General features: G+C 43.9%; 13 protein-coding genes. 12 read left to right on the top strand and 1 reads right to left on the bottom strand.

Annotated features, from left to right (window positions below; genetic code table 11):
• The first annotated feature begins 156 nt into the window (after nucleotides 1-156).
• The 8 genes from GQF63_RS01590 (at nucleotide 157) to GQF63_RS01555 (ending at nucleotide 12950) form a co-directional block, all read left to right on the top strand.
• The gene (locus GQF63_RS01590) at nucleotides 157-3333 is read left to right on the top strand and encodes a SusC/RagA family TonB-linked outer membrane protein (protein ID WP_160367335.1); all 3177 of its coding nucleotides are present in this window, start codon (nucleotides 157-159) and stop codon (nucleotides 3331-3333) included.
• Between the two features lie 8 nt (nucleotides 3334-3341).
• Nucleotides 3342-5066 (top strand): RagB/SusD family nutrient uptake outer membrane protein, encoded by a 1725-nt coding sequence (locus tag GQF63_RS01585; protein WP_160367334.1) that lies wholly within the window; start codon nucleotides 3342-3344, stop codon nucleotides 5064-5066.
• Nucleotides 5067-5157: 91 nt separating this feature from the next.
• Nucleotides 5158-6309, top strand: a complete 1152-nt coding sequence (locus tag GQF63_RS01580; protein ID WP_160367333.1) for a prolyl oligopeptidase family serine peptidase — start codon at nucleotides 5158-5160, stop codon at nucleotides 6307-6309.
• An 84-nt stretch (nucleotides 6310-6393) separates the two neighbouring features.
• Nucleotides 6394-8100 (top strand): GMC oxidoreductase, encoded by a 1707-nt coding sequence (locus GQF63_RS01575; RefSeq protein ID WP_160367332.1) that lies wholly within the window; start codon nucleotides 6394-6396, stop codon nucleotides 8098-8100.
• A gap of 5 nt (nucleotides 8101-8105) precedes the next feature.
• A complete protein-coding gene (locus GQF63_RS01570) occupies nucleotides 8106-9632 on the top strand; it encodes a PQQ-dependent sugar dehydrogenase (RefSeq protein WP_160367331.1) in 1527 nt (508 codons plus the stop codon).
• Between the two features lie 10 nt (nucleotides 9633-9642).
• Nucleotides 9643-10863 carry an Nramp family divalent metal transporter gene (locus GQF63_RS01565; RefSeq protein WP_160367330.1) on the top strand — a complete coding sequence of 407 codons (1221 nt, stop codon included), beginning with the start codon at nucleotides 9643-9645 and terminating at the stop codon, nucleotides 10861-10863.
• A gap of 9 nt (nucleotides 10864-10872) precedes the next feature.
• The gene (locus GQF63_RS01560; RefSeq protein ID WP_212592427.1) at nucleotides 10873-11886 is read left to right on the top strand and encodes an NAD-dependent epimerase/dehydratase family protein; all 1014 of its coding nucleotides are present in this window, start codon (nucleotides 10873-10875) and stop codon (nucleotides 11884-11886) included.
• Nucleotides 11886-12950, top strand: a complete 1065-nt coding sequence (locus GQF63_RS01555) for a dihydrodipicolinate synthase family protein (RefSeq protein WP_160367329.1) — start codon at nucleotides 11886-11888, stop codon at nucleotides 12948-12950. Before GQF63_RS01560 ends, GQF63_RS01555 begins: the two co-directional genes overlap by 1 nt.
• Nucleotides 12951-12974: 24 nt before the next feature.
• On the opposite strand, the gene GQF63_RS01550 is transcribed toward GQF63_RS01555, so the two are convergent.
• On the bottom strand, nucleotides 12975-14165 hold the full coding sequence (locus tag GQF63_RS01550; RefSeq protein ID WP_160367328.1) for a M20 metallopeptidase family protein: 1191 nt from the start codon (nucleotides 14163-14165) through the stop codon (nucleotides 12975-12977).
• Nucleotides 14166-14363: 198 nt separating this feature from the next.
• Here GQF63_RS01550 and GQF63_RS01545 point away from each other — a divergent pair, with 198 nt between their 5' ends.
• From GQF63_RS01545 to GQF63_RS01530, 4 genes are read left to right on the top strand one after another with little or no spacing between them, the layout of a single operon-like run.
• Complete coding sequence (locus tag GQF63_RS01545; RefSeq protein WP_160367327.1) at nucleotides 14364-15833, top strand: sodium:solute symporter family protein; 1470 nt, start codon at nucleotides 14364-14366, stop codon at nucleotides 15831-15833.
• Nucleotides 15823-17019, top strand: coding sequence for an AGE family epimerase/isomerase (locus tag GQF63_RS01540; RefSeq protein WP_160367326.1), 1197 nt, complete (start codon nucleotides 15823-15825; stop codon nucleotides 17017-17019). The genes GQF63_RS01545 and GQF63_RS01540 overlap by 11 nt, the downstream gene beginning before the upstream one ends.
• Before the next feature lie 12 nt (nucleotides 17020-17031).
• Nucleotides 17032-18039 carry a Gfo/Idh/MocA family protein gene (locus GQF63_RS01535; RefSeq protein ID WP_160367325.1) on the top strand — a complete coding sequence of 336 codons (1008 nt, stop codon included), beginning with the start codon at nucleotides 17032-17034 and terminating at the stop codon, nucleotides 18037-18039.
• A 12-nt stretch (nucleotides 18040-18051) separates the two neighbouring features.
• A complete protein-coding gene (locus GQF63_RS01530) occupies nucleotides 18052-19398 on the top strand; it encodes a Gfo/Idh/MocA family protein (protein WP_246163205.1) in 1347 nt (448 codons plus the stop codon).
• Nucleotides 19399-19505: the final 107 nt, after the last annotated feature.

Raw genomic sequence — 19505 nt, 5'->3', positions numbered from 1 at the left:
TGTAAACGTTAACGGTAATTTAATATTACTTGTAAAAACCTAAAGCAAGCAGCAATTTTTCAACGCGAAAAGAAAAACAGTTCATCTGTATTTGAGCAATAATAAGCGTGATATACCTGGATTTTAAAGGCATATGATAACCAAATTTAATGTATTATGATATCAATTAGACCCTTTATGGTATTGATTTGCCTCATCTTATTTGAGGTAACAGCTTATGCTCAGGGAGGTCCTTCGGTAAGTGGTACCGTAAGGAATGCTCAGGGTATTCCGCTGATGGGTGTCAGTGTATCTGCTATAGCAGGTAAAACAGACACGCAAACAGATGCGAACGGTGCGTACAAGCTGAATGTCGCTTCTTTAACTGATTCCTTACGATTTTCATTTATCGGATTTACCATGCAACGGATTGCAATTAACGGTCGCTCAACCGTTAATATTACGATGCAAGATGATGCGACCGGATTGGACGAAGTGGTTGTAGTGGGCTATGGTACGCAGAAAAAAGGGCAGTTAACTGCCTCTGTAGATGTTATTTCAGGCGATCGGCTGAAAGACCGTCCAGCAACCAGCGTTGCTGACCTGATAAAAGGTACATCGCCAAACGTGAATGTGAATATGGGAATGCGCGGTGGTGAGCCGGGATCTGGAAGTAGTTTAAATATCCGCGGTGTGGGTAGTTTAAGTGCCAACAGCAGCCCATTAGTTCTTGTCGATGGAGTAGAGATGGATATTTCGAGAGTAGATCCAGAGACAGTAGATAATATCTCAATTTTGAAAGATGCTTCGGCCTCTGCGGTTTATGGTTCGAAAGCTCCATTTGGGGTGATTTTGATTACCACCAAAAAAGGAAAACGCGGCGAAGGTGTGTCTATGGATTACAGTAACAACTTTTCCTTAGCAAAACCGATACATTTACCTCACTTTGTCGATTCTTATACTTGGGCAACAGCTTATAACCAAGCGAATGCCAATGCTGGATTAACGCCGGTGTATAGTGATGAGCAAATGGAGCGTATCAAAGGCTATTTAGATGGTACATTCGAATACGAATACGATCCGAATAAACCGATTGATAATATCTGGGCCGGACGTCGTAATGGTAATGCCAATAACGACTGGCCACATATCTTGATGGGTAACAATGCCTTGAGTCAAAAGCATAACGTTAATGTTTCTGGCGGTAGTGAAAAAACGCAGTATTTCTTATCTGCAGGCCTAGCCAATCAAGGCGGTACTTATGCTTTTGGAAATGACTCCTACAAGCGCTATAACTTGATGTCAAATATTTCAACACAAGTAACCGATTGGTTCAGAGTTAATTCGAGTATCAAATGGGCCTCTGCACAAGTTGACTTCCCGATGGGAGAAACGACAGTTGGTCGGGAGCACACCTTCCGCGAGATGTTGATGTTTGCTCCGATGATGCCTTACCACAACATCAACGGAACTGTACAATCGCCATTAGTACGTTTATTACAGGATTCAGGTCGTGATAAGAGCAAAACGGCTGATTTCATGGCTAACCTAGGTGGTGAAATTGAGCCTATCAAAGGCTGGAAAACTGCGGTTAACTATAACTATAACATTAAAAACACAAAAGCTTCCAGCAATCCGAAACCAGTTATGGTGGAGTTAGGAACCGGAGCATTCGGTAATATTGGTAAGCCAACAGCTTCTTATACTTCCTTGTATGCAGAGCAGGTTTATAAAATGATCAATGCGGTTACTTCCTATGAAAAGCAAATGGATGACCATTATTTTAAAGTAATGGCCGGATTTGAGCAGGAAGAAAACCTGTATACGAATTTATCGGCTACCGGTAACTCACCAGTAGTTCCGGAAAACCCTTCTATCATTACTTCGATTGGCGGTATTACTGCTGGCGATAATATGTACGATTGGGCAACACGCGGATTCTTCGGACGCGTGAACTACAACTTCCAAGAGAAATACTTGGTGGAAGTTGCTGGACGTTCCAATGGTTCTTCAAACTTCCCGAAAAACCTACGTTACAAGTTCTTCCCATCGGCCTCTCTAGGTTACGTAGTATCTAAAGAGCCATTCTTCGAGTCGTTAAGCAATAGCATTAACTACATGAAATTGAGAGCATCGTACGGTTCCTTAGGAAACCAGAATATTGCAAACTATTTGTACTATTCTAAAGTGCCCATCTATAACGAGTTGAACTGGATTATCAATGCCTCCAGACCACAATATGCCAATGCGCCAAATCTAATTTCCGATGATATTTCTTGGGAAACCATCACCACCTTAAACTTAGGGGTTGATTTGAACTTCCTGAAAAATCGTTTAGGTGTGAATTTTGATTGGTATAACCGGGTTACCGATAATATGTTAGGCCCTGCGCAAGAGCTTCCATTCCCGTTAGGAACAGCTACGCCGCAAACTAACAATGCCAAGTTAGCCACCAAAGGTTTTGAATTGGTGTTAAGTTGGGATGACAGATTGGATAATGGCATAGGCTATAACATTCGCGGTACCTTGGGCGATAGCCGTACGAAGATCTTAGAATACTTAAACCTGACCGGGAATATCGATACCTGGTATAAAGGTAAAAACCATGGCGAAATCTGGGGTTTTGAAACTGACGGTATCATTCAGACCGCAGGAGAACCGATGGCTGACCAATCGAAATACCATGCGAAATGGGGACCTGGTGATATGAAATACAAAGACCTGAATGGGGATAATATCATCAATGATGGTACCAGAACCTTAGATAATCACGGTGATTTAAAAGTTATTGGAAATCGCTCTGCACGCTATAATTACGGAATCTCAGCAGGTATGAACTGGAAAGGGATAGACTTCAATATGTTCTGGCAAGGGGTTGCAAAACGCGACATCTATCCAGAAACCACAACGCCTTTATTCTGGGGTATGACCAACGATTGGGCATCTTCAGGTTTATACAAAGGATCTCCGGCATTGGATTATTGGAGACCTGCTGATGAACAAAATATTTTAGGGCCAAATACCGACGCCTTTTTACCGAAGCCTTATTTTACAGCAGAAACTGTGAAAAACAGACAGGTACAATCGCGTTACATGTTAAATGCAGGTTACATCCGTTTGAAAAATGTGCAAGTGGGTTATACTTTCCCGGAATCAATTACCGGCAAAGTATTTAGCAAAGCAAGGATCTATTTCTCAGGTGAAAACTTATTGACTTTCACCAGTCTACCAGAAGTATATGATCCTGAAACATCGGTGTCATCCATTTCTGCCGAGGGTGGTTATTTAACCTCCGGCGTGATCTACCCGATGAGCAGAACCCTTTCACTTGGTATTAATCTAACCTTAAAATAATAATGATTATGAAGAATTTTCTTAAAATATCTAGCATATTATTAGCAGGTTCGATGACCTTGCTATCCTGTTCAGATGATTTTCTAGATCGTAAGCCTTTGGTTCAGGTGCCTTCAGACTTATTCCTGAAAAAACCGGCCGATTTGGAAATCTATATGAACCAATACTATAATGCAAGTTTCTTCCCGAAATATCCAAACCATGGCGGCGACTTCAATAGCGATAATGAAGTAGGACCAACTCCGGATCTTCGATTACAAGGAACAAGAACCGTAACCACCACCGGAACTATTGGTTTTGGGAATGTCCGTAGTTTAAACTACTTCCTTACCGAAACAAAAAATATGGATCCAAGTATTGCCTTTGATACCTACAAACAATACATCGGTGAAGCTTATTACTTCAAGGCTGTTACCTATTTTAACTTCTTACGCACTATTGGTGATGTGCCTTGGTTGGATAAACCCCTAGGAACATCCTCACCGGAATTATACAATGAAAGAACCCCGCGTAATATTGTTGCCGACAGGATTCTAGGCTGTTTAGATACAGCAGTTATGTACCTGAATGCCGATCGTACCAATGGCTACAGTCGTATCAACAAATGGATTGCATTATTGATGCAGAGCCGTGTCGCTTTATATGAGGGAACCTGGCAGAAGTATCATAATGGCACGCCATTCGGTGTGCAGAATGCAAATCCGAACAAGTATTTCGAAGTAGCCGTGAAAGCTGCGGAAGCCGTGATGAATTCAGGATTATACAAAGTGTATACAACGGGGAAACCTGAGTCCGATTACTTCACACTGTTTAACCGTCGCGAATATTCCAGCAATACCGAGGTTTTATTTTGGAGACGTTACGATAATAACCTTTCTAAAGGAGATGGCGATTTCACGAACGATCGTAACTTCCGGATGTCGCAACCATTAGGACGCTCTATTGCCAAGGAAGCTGTCGATGACTACCTGTGTATTGATGGTCGCCCGATTACCGGAAACCCATTGTTCCAAGGCTATTCAACTATTACTAAGGAATTCCAAAACAGAGACCCACGTTTAGCACAAACGATAGCTACGCCAGGGCAGGTATGGAAGATTGCAGCCAATGGTACTACGCAAAACTGGTCGGAGATCTATAATAACCTGAATACAAAAGCAGACTTAAACGCGCCAACAGGTTATGTTTTGCAAAAAGGATATGATCCACAAGTGATTTACCATATTCAGCAATATGGTGAGGAGCCGTCGATTTTATTCCGTTATGCTGAGGTATTATTAAACTATATCGAAGCCAAAGCCGAATTAGGAACTGCCACGCAAGCAGATATTGATAAGACCATTAAGCCACTTCGCGATCGCGTAGGGATGCCGAACCTCCTTATTGGTAGCATTGCAAACGATCCGAAATGGGATTTCCCAACGCTTAGCCCATTAATCAATGAAATCAGAAGGGAGCGTCGTGTGGAGTTGAACGCGGAAGGATTTAGATGGGATGACATCGGCCGTTGGGCGGCAGCAGATGAGTTAATTGTTGGCAAGCGTCCAAAAGGATTCTTAGCGAGCCAAATTACCAAAGTATTGTATCCAGTAGATGAGAATGGGTTTATGGATCCATATCGTGTAGCGATTCCAGCTGGTTACGGCTTTAAATTAAATAGAGATTATTTGAATTCCATTCCGGAGAGTCAGATTGTTTTGAACCCAAAAATCAAACAAAACCCAGGATGGTAAAGACTTTCGTTTAATATATAGGTTTGAATGTCGAAGGGGGTGGTAGGAGGCATCCTGCCACCATCCTTTGATTTTAAAAAGAACAATGAACATGAAAAACCAAATTCTAGCCCTATACATTGCCGCATGTACCTTGATGGTACTGTTTGGTAACAGTACGGCGCAGGCGCAAAGGTCAATCAATAAAGAAGCTATTTGGAAAGAAATAGCCCCATTTTTTGAGCCTCCCGCTGCCTATGCAAATGAATTTGGACCTTTCGCTTCTGTCCTGGTCGATGGCCAAGGCAAGGCTATTCAGCATAAAAAAGAATGGCAAAAACAGCGGAAAGCAATCCGCGATAAATGGATGAACCAAATGGGGCAGTGGCCCGATTACATCCAAAATCAGCACCTTAAGGTGCTATCAAGTACCGCTAAAGATGGCTATACCGAACAAGAGGTTAGCTTTCGTTGGCTCCCAGATCAGGAAACTAGAGGGTATCTGTTAATTCCGGAAGGAAAAGGAAAGAAACCTGCGGTCATCACGGTTTTTTATGAACCGGAAACAGCCGTGGGCAAAGGCAAGGAAGACCGCGATTTTGCATTGCAATTAGTGAAAGAAGGTTTTGTATGCCTTTCCTTAGGAACTACAGAAACTACCAATAATAAAACGTATTCGCTATACTATCCGAGTATAGAAAAGGCGAGGATTCAACCTTTATCAACTTTGGCTTATGCTGCTGCCAATGCATGGTATGCATTGGCAAAGCATAAGGCAGTCGATGCTAAGCGCATCGGTATTATGGGGCATTCTTACGGCGGCAAATGGGCGATGTTTGCCTCTTGCCTGTTCGATAAATTTGCCTGCGCGGTATGGTCAGATCCCGGGATTGTGTTCGATGAAACCAAAGGCTCCGGTGTCAATTACTGGGAACCCTGGTACCTCGGCTATTATCCACCGCCTTGGACCAATGCCTGGCGCAAAACCGGAATGATCCCGGAAGCCCAGGGTTTATATCCGCAATTGATGAAAGCAGGGCAGGACCTGCATGAACTCCATGCTTTAATGGCTCCACGACCGTTTCTGGTATCAGGCGGTTCCTCCGATTTAATCGACCGGTGGGTGCCTTTGAATCACAGTATACACTTAAATAAATTCTTAGGTTATAACAACCGGGTGGCGATGACCAACCGTGTTGAGCATTCGCCAAATAAGCTGTCCAATAGGCAAATGCGACTGTTTTTTCAGTATTTCTTGATGTAGGGTTAGAAAATTAACTAGATTTAAGGCAGAAAAACAGAATTTAATAAACCTAATTGTTGGAAACAGCGATACTAATTAAACAAGATGAACTTAAGTAGCGATTTTGATGTCATTGTAATAGGCTCGGGAATAAGTGGTGGATGGGCCGTTAAAGAATTTACCGAAAAAGGATTTAAGACCCTATTGATCGAACGCGGCCGCATGGTTAAACATATCCAAGATTACCCAACGGCGAATCTTGATCCCTGGGAAATGGAGCATCGCGGTCAAAAAACAAAACATGATTTAACAGAAAACCCGCTAATTAGTAAGCACTATGCTTATGGCGAAGCCACCAAGCATTTCTATGTGCAGGATAAGGAGCAGGAATATATTCAAGAAAAGCCTTTCGATTGGATTCGAGGTTTTCAGGTAGGTGGCAAATCGCTATTATGGGCGCGACAAACCCAACGTTGGAGTGAGTTTGAATTTGCAGGGCCTCAAAAATATAATTACGCCACAGATTGGCCAATTCGTTATGCCGATTTGGCGCCTTGGTATTCCCATGTTGAAAAGTTTATCGGTGTGTCCGGCAACCGCGATGGGATCGAGAATATGCCCGACAGTGAAGTAGTTGGTGCTTTTGAAATGAATCAGGTGGAAAAGGCAATCGCCGCTTCCATGGATAAAAACTTCAGCGATCGCAAAGCCATCATCGGTCGTTGTGCGAACTTAGCCGCCTTGAAAGAAGAGCAGCGCAAGCAAGGACGCACGCAATGTATGGCGCGCTCTTTATGCGAGCGTGGTTGTCCTTTTGGAGGCTATTTCAGTTCCAATTCCTCAACGATTCCCTATGCTGAGAAAACTGGAAATCTAACCATTGTCACCGACAGCATTGCTGAATCCATCCTTTACAACGAGCAGTCTGGAAAAGCGGAAGGGGTACAAGTTATCGATGCTAAAACCAGAGAAAAGAAACAATACAAGGCCAAGGTCATCTTCGTGAATGCGGCCACATTAAACTCGAACCTTATATTATTGAATTCCAAGTCCAATCGATTCCCGAATGGACTGGGGAATGATAATGGACTGTTAGGGCGCTATATCGCGTTCCATAATTACCGGGGCAGATTAACGGCAGATATTGCTGGTTTCGAAGATTCCTACTATTATGGGCGTCGGCCTACGCAGGTTTTTGTGCCGGCGTTCCGCAACATCCATACTCCGGCAGAAACTTTTAAAGGCTCTTATTTAATCGCCTTCTCTGCTTATCGGGAAGGATGGGGCCGCAACTTGCCAATGGATACCTTGGGTGGGGCGTTCAAAGATGCTTTGACCGAGCCGGGAGCTTGGAAAGTCTCCATGATGATGCAAGGTGAGGTGCTTCCAATTTATGAAAATCATGTGCGCTTAAGTACCGATAAAAAGGATAAATATGGCCTGCCGCAATTAATTACGTCTATCGGTTATACTGATAATGATGTTGCGATGATGGAAGATTTCTTTGTCGAAGGGACACAGATCTTGGAAAAAGCCGGATGTACCAACATCAAGGAATTAGATCAGCATATCGCTTTCGGGCGTCAACCCGGACTTGAAGTGCATGATGTTGGTGGCGTACGAATGGGAAATGATCCAAAAGATTCCTTATTAAACAAATACAACCAACTGCACCATTGTAAAAATGTGTTTGTTACAGATGGGGCTTGCATGACGAGTGTGGGGAATCAGAACCCATCCTTAACTTTTATGGCGCTCACCGCGCGGGCTGTAGATTTTGCAGCCGACCAATTGAAAAATGGAACAATTTAATGAAAATGAAGCGTACGATACTTGCGAGCTGTTTATTTACGAGCCTATTCTTCTTTAATGCATGTCGCGAGCATGCAAACCCTAGCTTTTCAGTAGAGGGTGTACCTGCCGAATACCTGAAGCTCCAGGATAGCTATGTTGAAATCTCTACCGTTGCCCAAGGCTTAAAAGTGCCTTGGGGAATGGACTATTACAAGAATAAACTCCTATTTACAGAGATAGGAGGGCATGTGAAAGAATTGAACTTGGAGTCCGGAGAAATTAGAAACCTCTTGACCCTGCCCGATGTGTATACTCGTACAACCCCAGGATTAATGGATATCAGCATTCAGAAGGAAAGTTCTGATGATCCCTATGTTTTTTTGAGCTATACCAAAAAGCAAGATTCAACCATCGTAACTAGCCTGATGCGCTACCAGTACAATGGCAATGAACTGATCAATGCCAAGGAAATCATGCAAATTGCAGGAGCTACCGGACACAACGGTTGCCGATTGGAAATTGATAAAAATAACATCCTTTGGTGGGCAACAGGAGATGTGGCCGACAATAAAATGGCCCAAGATTCTACCACCTTAAATGGTAAAGTATTGCGCATGAACCTGGATGGTTCTATTCCTGCAGATAACCCTATTCCCAACAGTTTAGTTTATGCATGGGGTTTTCGTAACATCCAAGGTATGGCATTCGACGACTCCGGTAACCTTTTCACTGCCGAGCATGGCGACGCTATTGAGGACGAAGTAAACTGGGTAAGACCCTTGAAAAACTACGGCTGGCCTTTGATTGAAGGGATGATTGACACTGATGAGGAAAAGGCCATTCATGCCAAAACAACCATGACCGAACCGATTAAACCATGGACGCCGGTTATCGCGCCTGCAGGTATGGCTTATTATAATAATCCCGCTATTCCGGAATGGAAAAACTCCTTGCTTTTGGTAACTTTAAAGAGTCAGACCTTTCGGGTATTGCACCTGGGTGAAGATCAACATCAAATCAAAAACGAACAGGTATACTTCAGTAAACACTATGGCCGCATGCGGGCCGTGCTGACCATGCCTAATGGCGATATTTACCTGTCTACCTCAAACCAAGATTGGAACCCTCAACCCGGATTTCCGAAAGAAAACGACGACCGTATTTTACGCTTGCGGGTAACAAAAGAGAAACCGACAAGCTATCTCCAGGAAGATGTTGTGGCTACAGCAAAATCCGATAAGATAAACCCGGCCTTGCTTTATATGAACTTTTGTGCTTCCTGCCATAAACCAAATGGTAAAGGTTTGAAAAATACCTTTCCGCCATTGCTGAATTCCAACCGTGTAAAAGATATTCCGTCCTTTACCGAGTTGCTTTTACATGGCACAACAGCTAAAAAAGAAATCAACGGTGTATTATACGAGCAGAACATGGCGAGCTATGCCTTCCTGAAAGACGAGGAAATGGCAGCCATCATAAACTATGTGAGTAAAGAATTTGGGAATAAACAAACAACAACTGCCGAAGAGGTGGCTAAACTAAGAAAATAACGTAAAAATTATGAAAAATAACTGGTTGCTAAAAGGCCTCTCCATCTTAGGTCCCGGCATTGTTACTGCAGCTTTGGTATTCGGCCCAAGTAAAATGACCATCACTTCAAAAATGGGCGCCGACTTTGGTTTCGAACTGATATGGGTCATTATACTGGCCATCTTCTTTATGCTCATTTTTACCAATATGAGTGCGCGAATTGGCCAATATAACAACGATTCACTACTGACCCTTATCCGCAAGAAAATCGGCAAATTCGGCAGTATTTTTATTGGTGCCGGCATCTTCTTGGTGGCGATATCCTTTCAGGCCGGAAACTCCACGGGCGTAGGTATTGCCTTAGGTGAAGCTACAGGCATCGACACGAAAATATGGATATTGCTCTTTAATGTGCTGGGTATCTTATTGCTATTCTTTCGTTCCTTCTATCAAATTCTGGAAAAGGTTATGCTGGCCTTGGTGATTCTGATGCTGATTAGCTTCGTCATCACCATGATCGTGATTCAACCTTCCTTCAACCATATTGCACAAGGCTTTGTTCCACATATTCCAGAAGGCTCTACCGGGCTAATTGTCGCATTTATCGCTTCTTGTTTTTCCTTGGTTGGGGCTTTTTATCAGTCCTACCTTGTTCAGGAAAAGCGAAGAGCCAATCCAGGGGATCAATCCATCGAAAAGCATGCGCAATTGAGTAGCACCGTGGGTATTCTCATCTTAGGTGTTATGAGTGCTGTGGTTTTAATCTGTGCGGCATCGGTGTTGAATCCTGCAGGTATTAAAGTGAATTCCGCCTCCGAAATGGCCATGGCCTTAGAGCCATTGTTTGGATCATCGGCCAGTCATTTATTCCTGGTAGGCTTATTCGGAGCTTCGTTTTCCTCCCTCATTGGTAATGCAGCCCTCGGAGGCTCTATGCTTGGCGATGCCTTGGGCCTAAAAGGAAACCTGAATAATAAATATGTCAAGATGTTGATTGCTGTGGTGATGATTTTCGGAGCTATTATCTCCTTAATGTTTAGCCATCTTCCCTTGGAATTAATTGTCTTGGCACAAAGTGTCACCATCTTCTTGGTGCCATTTACCGGTATTGCCATCTATTGGATTGCCAACAGCAGCGATATCATGGGAGAACATAAGAATAATATGTTTCAAAAAATTGTAGGCCTGCTAGGGATCCTCCTTGTTATTGGCCTTGCCGTTATAAATTTTAAAGTATTACTATTATCATAGCTTATAATCATGGATTTAAAAAAATTGGAAGAAAAGTATGCGGTTCCATCAAGAGAATTGTTGGAAGATGTAAAGCAGATTGAAGGGGATATTATGTTATTGGGCATAGCAGGTAAGATGGGGGTGAGTATGGGAAAACTGCTTGTCGATGCTTTGCGTGCCGTAGGAAAAGATAATAAGGTGTATGGTGTTTCTCGCTTTTCCGACCCGAAAGCGAAAGCGCAGGTGGAGGAAAGTGGCGTCATTGCTATTGCTTGTGATTTATTGAACGATGCAGAATTGTTCAATTTACCCGAGGTACCCAATGTGATTTACTTGGCAGGTCATAAATTCGGAACCGTAGGCAATGAAGATTTTACCTGGGCTATGAATACGTATTTACCTGGGCGAGTTTCAGAGAAATTCAAGAATTCCAAAATCGTTGCCTTCTCATCGGGAAATATTCTGCCCTTCGTGAAGTTGAACCAAGGTGGGGTTGATGAATCCGGAACACCGGAGCCTATTGGTGAATATGCGCAATCCTGCTTAGGTCGCGAGCGTATTTTCCAATATTTCTCGAAAAAGAACCAAACTCCGGTTTTAATCTATCGCTTAAATTATGCTGTTGATTTCCGCTATGGGGTGATTATGGAAATCGGAAAATCCGTATTGCAAGGAAATCCGATCGATTTGAGAACCGAAAACGTCAATGTTATCTGGCAGGGCGATGCAAATGAGATTGCGATCCGCTCCTTATTGCATTGCGAATCGCCAGCAAAAATATTAAATGTGACAGGACCAGAGACCTTATCCACCAAATGGGTGGCAGAGGAGTTCGCTAAGCTATTAGGCAAACCGGCAACCTATGCATACGAAGCCGAAGGTACAGCCTTATTGAATAACGCATCTGAATGCCACCGTATTTTCGGATACCCGAAAGTAACCATCCGTGAAATCATCGAACTGACGGCTCAATGGTTACAAGAAGGTGGCGAAGAGTTCGGTAAACCAACCCATTTTCAAGAGAGAGGAGGACAGTTTTAATGAAACGCCTAAATAAAGAATTAAAAGACTTATTGCTAGAAGGCCTGGTGTTCCCAGCCCATCCATTAGCGTTAAATGAAGATCGTACGTTGGATGAGGAAAGCCAACGCCGATTGACCCGTTATTACATGGCCTCGGGGGCGGGGGGAGTCGCCGTTGCGGTACATTCTACGCAGTTCGAAATCCGCGACCCTAACATCAACCTGTTTCGTAAGGTTTTGGAATTAGCTGCTGATGAAATCGATAAGGCACAATTAGATCGTCCTTTTATTAAAATTGCCGGCATTTGTGGCCCCACAGAACAAGCGGTTGAAGAAGCACAAATTGCCGTAGAGCTGGGCTACGAAATCGGATTGTTGAGCATGGGTGGTTTACAAGGCTGGACAGAGGCCGCGATCCTTGATCGCGTGCGCGCTGTTGCCAAAATCATTCCTGTGTTCGGATTCTACCTGCAGCCTTCCGTAGGGGGGCGTATTTTCTCCTATGCTTTCTGGCAGGAATTTGTGGAAATTGAAGGCGTAGAAGCTATAAAATGTGCCTCCTTTAACCGCTATCAAACCCTAGATGTGATGCGTGCATTAGCAAACTCTTCCCGTGCGCATGAAGTAGCGATGTATACCGGAAATGATGATAATATTGTCGCCGATTTATTGACCAGTTATGATTTTGAAGTAGCCGGAAAAACGGTAACTGTAGATTTCCGTGGCGGTTTATTAGGACATTGGGCAGTTTGGACCAAAAAGGCGGTGGAATTACTAGCCCATGTAAAGCAAGCGAAAGCCAGCAAAGATTACCATCATTTGAATGCCTTATTGAGCAAGGGCATTCGGGTGACCGATAGTAATGCCGCATTCTTTGATCCATCCCACGATTTCCATGGTTGTATTCCAGGAATTCACGAAGTGTTAAGACGCCAAGGCCTGTTAAAAGGAATCTGGTGCTTAAATCCGGATGAGGTCCTTTCGGAAGGCCAATTTGAAGAAATCAGCCGCGTATATGCGAACTACCCGGAATTAAATGACGATTCCTTCGTTAAAGAATTCCTAGCAAAAGATAATTCCTAGTTTTGTTTATAGGCAGTTTCCCGATTACAGCTTTTGTAAAAGGGAAACTGTTGCTTTAAACATAAATTCTACCGACTTCTCGTAAATCGCCTCGTCGATATCAAAGGTAGAGGTATGCAACTCCGAAGTAATTCCTTTTTGTTCATTTTTAGTTCCTACCAGATAAAATGCCGAAGGGTATTTTTTGGCATAGTAGGCAAAATCTTCTGCCGCCATCCAGGTTGGTATGGTTAAGCTATTTGCTGCGCCATACAGGCTGGCGCATAAGCTTTGCAAGTCCTCAATAATTTCCTTGTTGTTATACAACGAAGGGTAGCCCCGACGGATTTCAATTTTAGCAGAAGCACCATAAGCATCCACCGTACGCAAAACCAAGTTTTCTACCTGTGCTAAGGCCTTCGCACGCCAGTTTTCATCCGTTGTCCGAAAGGTTCCGGCTAACTGTACGCTGTCTGGAATAACGTTGGCAGCCCCATTGGCTATGACTTTACCGAATGATAGCACTGAAGGGATTCGAGGGTCAGCATGGCGGGATACCAATTGCTGTAGGCCAACCAGCAATTGTGCCGCAATAATAACCGGATCTAAGTTTAGATGCGGTTGAGCACCATGGCCCCCTTTTCCTAGAATATCGATATAAAGCTCATCGCTGGAAGCCATAAAAACCTCCGATTTAAAGCCGAAGGTGCCCAAATCCATCTGCGGCGAAACGTGCTGTCCAACAACGGCTTGTACCTTTAGGCGATCTAAGATGCCTGATTCCACAATGGCAGACGCCCCACCAGGGATACGTTCTTCGGCGGCCTGGAAAATCAAAACCACATTCCCCGGTAAGCTGGCTTGCTGTTGTTTTAGTAAATAGGCCACTCCTAAAAGGTTAGAGGTATGAAAATCATGTCCGCAAGCGTGCATCACGCCATCTTGTTGCGAAGCATATCCATGTTTATTTTCCTCTTGTATGGGCAGGGCATCAATGTCGGCACGCAGCGCAATACTTTTGTCGGTTAGGCCGTTTCCTTGAATAAAGCCAATTAGGCCCGTAGGGGAGACCCGCTCATAGCCAATGCCTAATTCATCTAAAATACTAGCGATATAGGCGGTTGTTTTATGTTCTTGAAAAGAGAGCTCGGGCTGTTGATGCAAATGCCTACGCCATTGAATAACTTGTTGAATGAGGTTTGCCTGCGCGCGGTCTGCTTTTTCTACGATTTCCATGCTTATTAGATTCTTTAAAGGTATGATATTCAGGGAGGTCGATACGGATGCCCTTTGGATGTAAATAAAGGTAAAATTAAAATAAATATCAAAAATATCTTGCATCAAATCCAAAATTATCCTATATTCGGGTACGTGCACAATAAAGCAGCATTGTGCTCACGATTATCAATTATAAAACAAATTAACCAACGAAGTATGCAGCCTATTGATTATGTTGTTATTGTAGTATTCTTTGTGCTTTTAATCGGTATAGGAATCTATAGTTATTTTAAAGTAGACTCGTCTGCCGATTTCTTTACCGCAGGAGGGAAGCTCCCTTGGTGGTTGTCGGGAATATCGCATCATGTGTCCGGTTATTCCGGCGCCGTATTCGTAGCGTATGCTTCCATTGCTTATACCCATGGTTTTACGATGTATGTGTGGTGGGCATTAACCATTGCCATTGCCATGATCGGCACCATCTTTTTTATCGCCCCCCGATGGGCCCGCTTACGCAGTAAAACAGGCATCCAATCACCAACCGAATATTTAGCCACACGTTATAACTTACCAACGCAGCAATTAATGGCCTGGTGTGGGGTATTGGTCAAGTTATTTGATGTGGGCGCCAAATGGGCGGCAGTAGGTATCCTGTTAAATGCCTTTATGGGGATTCCCGTGGTTACGGGTATTATCCTTTCTGGGGTGGTGACCATGTTTTATGTGACCCTCGGTGGCTTATGGGCCGATGTATTAAACGACTTTATGTCTTTTATTATTCAGGTAGCTTCGGGCTTGGTGATGTTTGTATTTGTGTTGATTCGCTTAGGCGATGGGCCTGCTGGGGTAGCGACGATGTGGGATCGATTGCCGGCAGAAAATAGCCAATGGTTTCACTCGCCCTATACGGTTTGGTTTGCGATAGCATTTTTGGTAATCAATTTCTTCAGCTATAGCGGCGGTACCTGGAATCTGGCCACCCGATTTATATCCTCTTCTTCCGGAAAAGAAGCGAAAAAAGCAGCGGTATTATCGGCTATTCTCTATTTGATTTGGCCCTTGATATTATTTTATCCCATGTTTGCCGCGCCGATCTTTTTCCCTGATTTGAAAAACCCGGAAACATCCTATTCCCTAATGGCCATGGAGTTTCTTCCGCCCGGCTTGTTAGGCTTATTGGTAGCTTCTTTATTTTCTACCACCTTATCCATGACCTCCTCGGATGCCAACACCATCTCATCGGTGATTACCCGAGATATTCTACCGGTATTCGTAAAGAAAGTCAAAACCTTCGATAAGAAGAAAATGTTGCTTATCGCCCGGTTAACCACCTTTAGTTTTATTTTGTTAACTATCATTATTGCCTTTAATGCCAAAACCTTCGGGGGTGTCATCGGGCTGATTATATCTTGGTTTGCGGCATTGCTTGGCCCAATCTCCATCCCAATGATCTTAGGGCTATTGCCTCAATTTAGACATAGCGGCAGTACCGCGGCCCTGCTATCCATCATCGGTGGATTAACCACCTTTATTGTGCTGAAACTGATCGGCGGATTTGGCTTAGCCATTGAAATTGCCGGGCCACTCGTGATGTCCTTGCTATTGTATATTGGCTATTCCTTAACGGTGAAAAATAAAGTGCCCGAGCAGGTTGATAACTTATTAAATGCCATCAATGAAGATTAATGCGTTGGAATATAGTTTAGAGGCTGTTTTAAAGCGCTATCAGGACTACCTATGGACTGATTATTTGCCCTTTATAGCACGCTATATCTATGATGCCAAGCATGGAGGTTTCTTTTGGCATACAAGTTATGCCGGCGAGCAGCTCAGTTCAACTAAAAGGACATGGTATGATGCGCGTGGCGCTTGGGTATATGCCTACCTATACCGGAATTTGAAAGCCGATCCAACGTTTTTAAAACAAGCAAAACAAACGATAGACCTGCTGCTGCGCGTAAAAGATCCGGCGGAACGCTATTGGCCTTGGTCGTATGCAGCAGATGGGAGCAAAATCAACGAACGTGAAGGCGATATTTATGGTAATTTGTTTGTTGCAGAAGCCCTATTGGGTTATGCAGAAGCCAGTGGGGAACCAGCCTATTATGAGCAGGCAAAAGCCATTCTAATGGATGCCTACGGCCGTTTTCAACAAAAAGAATATACCTATCGCCTGGAATATAGCCCAGATGCAAACTTCAGTGAAGCCCAAGAAGTATTGGGACACTATATGATCTTATTGCATTTGTGCACAGGAATGCTGAAATTTAAGGAAGATCCTGAAATCGCGCAGCTGGCGGACGTATGTGTGGAAGCCTTAACCGTACAGCATTATAATGCCGATTTAAACCTAATGCCTGAACTAGGAACAAAGGAAGGCACTGCATTGCCCCCTCATTTGACGCAGTTTGTATACCTAGGCCATGCGATAGAATCTTTATGGATGTTGATGGATGAAGCAAGCCGACGGAAGGATGAAAACTTGTTTGCCCTGGCAGCAGAACGGTTTAAGTTTCATGTAGAGCTGGCGTGGGATGATCTTTATGGCGGTTTTTTCCATTGCCTGGATCATGCCGATGAAAATCGATACCTCACCGATAAGGTGCTATGGGCACAGGAAGAAGTGCTATGGGGCTGCATGCTATTGATAGAGGCGAAGGATGATGCCTGGGCGAAGGCCTGGTTTCAGAAAACCTTAGCCTATGTAGAGCAGCATTTTATTCGCGAAGACTTAGCCTATAAGCCCTGGAAAAATAATGGAAAACGAAAAATGGACACAAAGGAAGCGGGACAACGGATTGAAAATTACCACCACCCTCGCCAACTCCTATTTATTATACAATCCATCGAAAGAATTTTGAATGTCAACTAAAACCAACAAGCTATGAAAAAAGATGTGAGCAGAAGAGGCTTTATAAAAACAACCGCCATGGCGTCCCTAGGCTTAGGTATGCTGGGCCAAAGTTCCTCGCTCTTCGGCAGTATCCCTTCCCTGCAAAAGGGAAAACGCGTAGGTATTATCGGACTCGATACATCCCATGCGGTGGCTTTTGCCAAATCATTGAATGCCCCCAATGCCGACCCGAAGTTTAAAGGCTATAAGGTCGTTGCTGCCGTGGCGCAGGGAAGTAAAGATATCCCATCATCCATCGAGCGTGTTCCTAAATACACCGAAGATGTAAAAGCTTTAGGCGTAGAAATCGTGAAATCTATTCCGGAACTTTTGAAAAAGGTAGACGTAGTGTTATTGGAAAGTAACGATGGACGCGTGCATCTGGAGCAAGTCATTCCGGTAATCAAAGCGAAAAAACCGGTATTTATTGATAAGCCAATTACGGCTTCTTATAAAGATGCTAAAGAGATTTTCGATCTGGCCCAAAAAAATAAGGTGCCTGTATTCTCTTGTTCTTCCCTTCGCTTTATGGAAAAAGCACAGGAAGTGCGAGGCGGCAGTGTCGGCAAGGTATTAGGTGCCGATTGCTTTAGCCCGGCGGCCTTGGAACCTACGCATCCCGATTTCTACTGGTATGGTATTCATGGTATCGAACTGTTATTTACCGTAATGGGGAAAGGTTGCGAGTCGGTAAGCCGTACGCATACCGAAGGAACCGATGTTGTGGTAGGGAAATGGAACGATGGACGTATCGGAACATTCCGCGGATTACGGAAAGGCAAGCATGATTATGGAGGTACCGTTTTTGGTGAAAAAGGAAACGTGGTAATCGGACAGTTCAAAGGTTATGATCCATTGCTTGTCGAGATTATCAATTTTTATGAAACAGGCATCCCGCCGGTTTCTGCGGAAGAGACCTTAGAAATATGTGCTTTTATTGAAGCGGCCGATGAAAGCAAACGTCAGCAAGGAAAAACAGTCGCATTAGCTAAAGATTAATCGTAAATGAAGATGGAAGAATCTCGTAGAAATTTTATCAAGAAAGCAGTAATCGGAACGACGGCCATGACTTTTGGCGGTATTTTACCTTCCTTTTCTGCCAAGAGCTATGGTAATATCATCGGTGCCAATGAGCGTCTGAATATTGCCATGATGGGGGTGAATGCCCGCGGTAAAGCTTTGGCGAATAATTTTGCCATGCAACCCAACTCGCAAATTACCTATATATGTGATGTCGATAAGCAGGCCATCGAGCGCTGTATGCCGGAGGTGATGAAACGTCAGAAACATCAGCCCAAAACAGAAGGCGATTTCCGCCGGGCATTGGAAGATAAAAATGTGGATGCCCTCGTAGTGGCCGTGCCTGATCACTGGCATGCACCAGCAGCGATATTAGCCTCACAGGCCGGCAAACATGTATACCTGGAAAAACCTTGTAGCCATAACCCGCATGAAGGCGAATTATTGATACAGGCCGTTAAAAAATATAAAAATGTCATCCAAATGGGGAACCAGCGTCGTTCCTGGCCGAATGTGGCGGCGGGGATCCGCGAGGTACATAACGGCGCCATTGGAAAAGCCTATTATGCCCGCACCTGGTATACCAATAACCGTGCGCCTATTGGCGTAGGTAAGGAAGTAGCCGTACCTGCCTGGTTAGATTTTGACCTATGGCAAGGGCCCGCACCACGCCGTGCTTATAAAGACAATATTTTGCACTACAATTGGCACTGGTTCTGGCATTGGGGAACTGGAGAAGCCTTGAATAATGGTACCCACTTTGTGGATTTAGCCCGTTGGGGATTGCAGGTAGAATACCCAAGCTTGGTGACATCAACAGGTGGCCGTTATGCCCACAAAGATGATTGGGAAACCCCAGACACCCAAATGATCAGCATGGAATTTGGAAAAGATGCCCTAATTACCTGGGAAGGCCGCAGCTGTAATGGCGCAAAAACAGATGGCGCCACGGTAGGGGTGATCTTCTATGGCGAAAAGGGATCCCTGCAAATTAACGGCGATAACTCCTATCGTATCTACGACCTGAACAGCAAAGTAATCAAGGAGGTAAAAGATACCCAAAAAGTAGAGACGTCCAGCTTAACCAATCCATCCCAAAACTTGGATGCTATCCATATCCAGAATTTCTTCTCGGCTATTAAAGATGGTTCCAGTTTAAATTCCGATATTATTGGCGGGCATCAGAGTACTTTGTTGGTGCAGCTTGGGAATATTGCCCAACGTACCGGCCAAAGTTTACAGATCGATCCGAAAAATGGTCGTATTGTAAACAACAAGGAAGCGATGAACAAATACTGGTCGCGCGAGTACCAAAAAGGTTGGGAACCGCGGGTATAGGAGCAGGCAGGAGGGGTCATTTCGCCTTTAGCAAAATAACTGTTATCTTTTTATCGGTTACCAAAAGACTTGCTAAAAGGTTTTAAAAATGTTTTTACAGTTAATAG

Source organism: Sphingobacterium humi (genome assembly GCF_009768885.1).
In the GTDB taxonomy this organism is placed as follows: Bacteria; Bacteroidota; Bacteroidia; order Sphingobacteriales; family Sphingobacteriaceae; genus Sphingobacterium; species Sphingobacterium humi.
This window is presented reverse-complemented; position numbering and strand designations above follow the sequence as displayed.

What these genes read in the sequence shown, in the direction of transcription:
- GQF63_RS01590 (WP_160367335.1), top strand. Translation starts at nt 157, where the DNA reads ATGATATCAATTAGACCCTTTATGGTATTGATTTGCCTCATCTTATTT.
- GQF63_RS01585 (WP_160367334.1), top strand. Translation starts at nt 3,342, where the DNA reads ATGAAGAATTTTCTTAAAATATCTAGCATATTATTAGCAGGTTCGATG.
- GQF63_RS01580 (WP_160367333.1), top strand. Translation starts at nt 5,158, where the DNA reads ATGAAAAACCAAATTCTAGCCCTATACATTGCCGCATGTACCTTGATG.
- GQF63_RS01575 (WP_160367332.1), top strand. Translation starts at nt 6,394, where the DNA reads ATGAACTTAAGTAGCGATTTTGATGTCATTGTAATAGGCTCGGGAATA.
- GQF63_RS01570 (WP_160367331.1), top strand. Translation starts at nt 8,106, where the DNA reads ATGAAGCGTACGATACTTGCGAGCTGTTTATTTACGAGCCTATTCTTC.
- GQF63_RS01565 (WP_160367330.1), top strand. Translation starts at nt 9,643, where the DNA reads ATGAAAAATAACTGGTTGCTAAAAGGCCTCTCCATCTTAGGTCCCGGC.
- GQF63_RS01560 (WP_212592427.1), top strand. Translation starts at nt 10,873, where the DNA reads ATGGATTTAAAAAAATTGGAAGAAAAGTATGCGGTTCCATCAAGAGAA.
- GQF63_RS01555 (WP_160367329.1), top strand. Translation starts at nt 11,886, where the DNA reads ATGAAACGCCTAAATAAAGAATTAAAAGACTTATTGCTAGAAGGCCTG.
- GQF63_RS01550 (WP_160367328.1), bottom strand. Translation starts at nt 14,165, where the DNA reads ATGGAAATCGTAGAAAAAGCAGACCGCGCGCAGGCAAACCTCATTCAA.
- GQF63_RS01545 (WP_160367327.1), top strand. Translation starts at nt 14,364, where the DNA reads ATGCAGCCTATTGATTATGTTGTTATTGTAGTATTCTTTGTGCTTTTA.
- GQF63_RS01540 (WP_160367326.1), top strand. Translation starts at nt 15,823, where the DNA reads ATGAAGATTAATGCGTTGGAATATAGTTTAGAGGCTGTTTTAAAGCGC.
- GQF63_RS01535 (WP_160367325.1), top strand. Translation starts at nt 17,032, where the DNA reads ATGAAAAAAGATGTGAGCAGAAGAGGCTTTATAAAAACAACCGCCATG.
- GQF63_RS01530 (WP_246163205.1), top strand. Translation starts at nt 18,052, where the DNA reads ATGGAAGAATCTCGTAGAAATTTTATCAAGAAAGCAGTAATCGGAACG.